The organism is bacterium (genome assembly GCA_040755795.1).
In the GTDB taxonomy this organism is placed as follows: domain Bacteria; phylum UBA9089; class CG2-30-40-21; order CG2-30-40-21; family SBAY01; genus JBFLXS01.
The window spans coordinates 1-4751 of sequence record JBFLXS010000324.1 but is presented as its reverse complement, the minus strand read 5'-3'; the positions used below and the strand labels follow the sequence as shown (position 1 = coordinate 4751).

Genomic DNA, 4751 nt, shown 5'->3' with positions numbered 1-4751 from the left:
AATAGTTGCGACCTGTATTGAAATGGTAGTTGAGAAGATTTCCACCACCTTAATCCGCCGGTCAGCGGAGGAGAATGGAGAGTACGTCCTTTAACCTTAATGCGGGGAAGTTTCTCTTCTAACCGTACAGATTGAATAATTGTGCTGAATAGTTACTTGCATTTTAATATTTAATTTTTGATTTTGTATTACACAACTTGTTGTGTTTGAAGTGGTTTAGCACTAAGTCAGTACCATTCATTTGTGCTCTCTGATCACGCTAAACAAGTAACCAAAAGGAGGTGGTTAATTATGAATCTTGAGGTTAAAATTGAAAAACTAACTCAAGAACAACTAAAATCATTAAATGTGGAGAGCTGGAGTCCATGGGAATGTGAACCAGAGACATTTGATTGGCAATATTCATGCGACGAAAGTGCTTATGTTTTAGAAGGCAAGGTGAAAATTGATACCCCAACAGGCACAGTTGAGATTAACAAGGGGGACTTAGTCCATTTCCCCAAAGGACTAAAATGCACCTGGCATGTGATTGATAAGATTCGGAAGGTGTATACCTTTAAATAATAGAGTGATGGAATATTGGAGTGCTGGATTTAATTCCATTACTCCAACTGTGATTTACTTTCTCATTATCTCTTCAATTCGGGTTAATTCTAATTGTGTTCGGGTAATGTAACTTATTGCCTTTTGATTTTCGGGTTCTATCGTTAGAATTTTTTGCCAGATATTAATAGCCTGTTGTAATCTTCCGGTCGTATAATGTTCCATACCGACGATTAAATAACCTTTGACCAGATAAAATTTGACTTCTCGATAATCAGGGTCATTTTTATAAACAAACTCTAATTCTTTTACCGCCGGGGTAATTTTCTGGAGAGGGAAATATTTTAGTCCTTTATCATAAGCAATAGCCAGTTGTTTTATCTGTGGGGACGAAAGTTCTTTTTCTTTTAATTCAGTCAATTTTGAAGTAGATTTTTTAAGGTAAATTTGTGCCTCAGTCAATTTTTTATCCAGGGTAAGTGCCTTCTGAAAGTTTTTGTTTGCCTGTTCATATTCACCTGCTTCATATAACTCAATCCCTTCATCTAAATAAGTTAATGCCCGGGATTCATTGATTTTAACCATTTTTTGGCTATGGGCTATTTGTAATTTTACCTCTTCAACCAGGTTTTTTGCCTCTTTATTTTCCGTGTCTAATGATAGAGCCTTTTCAAATTCTGAAATAGCCTTATCCCACATTTTTCTCTTTTGATATTTTTTGCCACTAAAAATATAGCCGTTTATTTGCTCGTTTAACTTAGCCGACGCCTTTTTCATATAATCCAATGTCTCGGAATGAGTTGGGTTTATGTTTAACACCTGTTTCCAGGCGGCAATAGATTCAACCAGTTTTCCATTAGTATATGCCTCGACACCGCTACGGAAATATTGATTAATCGCGGTATCCTTTTTTATGGCAAATTCAATTCCTTCCGTTGCCTCGGCTAATAATTCTGAGGCATAAGAGTTACCTGGCTCTAAAATCAACACCTGTTTAAATTCTAATGCGGCATCAAGGTATTCTTCTGTATCAAGGTAATTTTTGCCTTTTTCTAAATGTTCTTTAATCTGGTCTTTTAAATGGACTTTTTGATATTCGTTTTTTGCGGCAAGTAGATATTGCTTTGCTCCCTCATCTTCAGGATTCCAAACAAGCACCCTTTCAAGATACATAATGGCTTCTTTATATTGTTTGGCATCAAGATGTTCTTTTGCTTTGTTCATTGCAAGTTGGACTTGAATTTGTTCCTTTTTAATTAACTCTTCCTCTAATCTTTTATTTATTTGCTCTTCTTCCTTTTTCTGGAGTGCCTGTCGCATCTGTTCAACGGTCTGACCAATGTATAAATTAGCGGTAAATTTCTGAGTATTTTTTAATTCCTGGCAGGCACAGGCATAATCAAAGCCAATCCCTTTATATCTTATCCCAAATCCATAAGTAAAATCCTTATCATCCAGTCCCAGCCGCAGACTTAAGATTTTATAAATGGAATATTCAATGCCAGAATGCCATTTTAACCCAGTCAATCTTGATTTATCCACATCTATGGAAATTATAAATTCATCATCCAGTTTATCTATTAATTTCCAATGATATGAAATACCTGCTTTTAAATTAATTGGATATTTAGTGGTATCATTTTTTAATTTTAAAGTTGGTTCTAATATATTTTGCAGATTACCGCCTATGGTTAAATCAGGGAATTTTTCAGGATGATAAAGCACTCCGACATCCAAACCTACACCTGCCGCAGAATACGACTGGATCTTATGGGTATTTAATTTCAAACTAAAACCATAGGAAAGTGAAGGAGAGAATTGCTTGCTGTAAGAGAAGATATATTCTAATTGTTCATTTTTTAAAGATGGGTTGAGGAGATTATTTTTGTAGTCCCTTTCTTCAATATCATCCACCGTCAATTTGAATAATCCAAATCCATAGGCGCCGGCGCGTGGGGTAGGATAGCAAAAACCAATAAAATCATAATTTGTATCCCAGAACAGATTAGAATGCAGAACATTAAATCCTTTTTGCTCAACTTGAGTTAGAGCCGCAGGATTCCAGAAGATAGCCGAAGGCTCTTTAACAAGTGAGACATAAGCCCGTCCCATTCCTGATGCCCGCGCATCTGCACCTAAAATAAATGGACTCTGGACTCCACCATCTTCTGTGGCGAAAGATATACCCGTCAATATCAACCAGACTATACTGGATAAGATGAATGGTAATTTTTTCATCTGACAGCCTTATTTTATCATAAGATATTTGCTTTGTCAATGATTTTTAACTTGACAAAATGCCTGATAGAGTGTAAAATTTTAGTTAAAAGGAGATGATAAAAATGACATTAGAAGAAGTATGGCAAAAGGCAGTTAAAGAAACTGAAATAGTCAGATACCGCATCAGTCAATTATTGACATTTAAACCCACTGATTTACCTTATATATTTTTAGCGGAGTCATCGGTGAACATTGGTGATACAGTTGTTCGGAAGGGAAAGGTTTTAGTCAATGAAGCCTCGATTATACTTCCGCGAAATTTTCCACAATTTGAAGGATTTAACTTTAAAGAATCCTATCAGGTAAATGAAGATATAGTCAGGTCTTTTTTGTTAGTCAGGGGTATAACCTTTCCTTCTTTTAAATATAGTAATGAAACCTATTCTCTCAGTATCTATGAAGATTCTCTCGAGAAGGCAATAAGACATTTTAAAGAAGAATTAGAAAGGATTGAGGATGTTCAGTCAGGATTGATTGTAGGACCGGAAGATTGCTGGCAGTTTTCAGTCCTTTTCTTTGTTCTTAATATGGTTTCCAGAAACGCTCCAAATGATTTAAAAAGATTATTAAAGGATTTTAATGAAAGAGGAAATTTATTACTTGATTAAAATAAAAAATTGTGGTATAATTTATTAATGATGATAAAAGAGTTTATTCAGACAATGAGGCCAGGACAGGCGACAAAAAATTTACTTGTTTTTGCCGCAATTATCTTTGCCCAGAAATTATGTAATCTTGAGGCAATATTGGATACGGTTTTTGCCTTTATTTGTTTTTGTATCATTTCAGGATGTGGCTATGTATTCAATGATATCTTAGATTTAAAACAAGATAGAATTCATCCAGAGAAAAAAAATCGACCAATTGCCTCCGGGAAACTAAAAATTCTTCCATCTTTAACACTATCAATAGGATTAATAATTATTGTTTTAGTCTTATCTTTTTTGATAAGATACCCATTTGGTCTTGTTATTACAGGATATGTGCTTTTAACTATATCTTATTCTTTGTGGTTGAAAAATATAGTTATTTTAGATGTTTTAGCCTTATCGGCAGGATTTGTATTTCGTGTTGTTGGAGGAGCAGTGGTTATTCCGGTTGTAATTTCACCATGGTTAGTAGGATGCACAATGTTGTTAGCCCTGTTTTTGAGTCTGGGCAAAAGAAGACATGAATTGATTCTTTTAAACTCATCTGCCGCCTCTCATAGACCTATTTTAAAAGAATATACCCCGGCATTTATTGATGAAATGATTGCCGCGGTCACAGGCTCAATATTAATTGCCTATTCTTTCTATGCGTTTTCACCTGATGTTCAGAAAAAACTTAATGCCCCATATTTACCCCTGACCATTATTTTCGTCCTTTATGGAATTTTCCGCTATCTTTATCTGGTACATCAGAAAAGTGCAGGTGGTAATCCAGATGTTGATATTATAAAAGATAAACCACTGCTTCTAAATATCCTATTATGGATAATTGCGGTGATAGTTATTATCTACTGGAAACCAATGGGGTAATTCCAGGAAGACTCTCGGATAAAAAGTAGGAAGTAAGAAGTGGGAAGTACAAGGAGGAGTTTTTAATGAAAGTTTCGAACAAAATCAAAATCATATTGTGTGCTATAAACCTTATTCTAATAATTAGTGTTAATGCGATAGCAGAAGAAATTAAAAACCTGACAATAAATGAACGAATGATAAGATTAGAGACAAAAGTAGAAGAGGGATTTAAGGCGGTTAACCAACGAATAGATGATTTAGATAAACGAATAGATGGATTAGATAAACGAATAGATGGGTTAGATAAACGAATAGATGGATTAGATAAACGAATAGATAATTTAATAAATATTGTTGTAGGAGGATTTGGAATAATTTTTGCAGGTATTTTTTCCTTGATAGGATTTGTTATTTGGGATAGAAGAA

5 protein-coding genes are annotated in these 4751 nt (G+C 34.5%); 4 read left to right on the top strand and 1 reads right to left on the bottom strand.

Annotation, left to right across the window (positions count from 1 at the left end; all coding sequences use genetic code 11):
* Positions 1-291: 291 nt before the first annotated feature.
* Positions 292-564, top strand: coding sequence for a cupin domain-containing protein (locus tag AB1414_15785; protein MEW6608880.1), 273 nt, complete (start codon positions 292-294; stop codon positions 562-564).
* Between the two features lie 54 nt (positions 565-618).
* On the opposite strand, the gene AB1414_15780 is transcribed toward AB1414_15785, so the two are convergent.
* Positions 619-2781 carry a PorV/PorQ family protein gene (locus AB1414_15780; protein ID MEW6608879.1) on the bottom strand — a complete coding sequence of 721 codons (2163 nt, stop codon included), beginning with the start codon at positions 2779-2781 and terminating at the stop codon, positions 619-621.
* 104 nt (positions 2782-2885) lie between these two features.
* Here AB1414_15780 and AB1414_15775 point away from each other — a divergent pair, with 104 nt between their 5' ends.
* The 3 genes from AB1414_15775 to AB1414_15765 all read left to right on the top strand — a co-directional run.
* Positions 2886-3431, top strand: coding sequence for a hypothetical protein (locus tag AB1414_15775; protein ID MEW6608878.1), 546 nt, complete (start codon positions 2886-2888; stop codon positions 3429-3431).
* 27 nt (positions 3432-3458) lie between these two features.
* The gene (locus tag AB1414_15770) at positions 3459-4343 is read left to right on the top strand and encodes a decaprenyl-phosphate phosphoribosyltransferase (protein MEW6608877.1); all 885 of its coding nucleotides are present in this window, start codon (positions 3459-3461) and stop codon (positions 4341-4343) included.
* A gap of 65 nt (positions 4344-4408) precedes the next feature.
* A partial coding sequence (locus AB1414_15765; GenBank protein MEW6608876.1) for a hypothetical protein occupies positions 4409-4751 on the top strand: 343 nt, incomplete at its 3' end.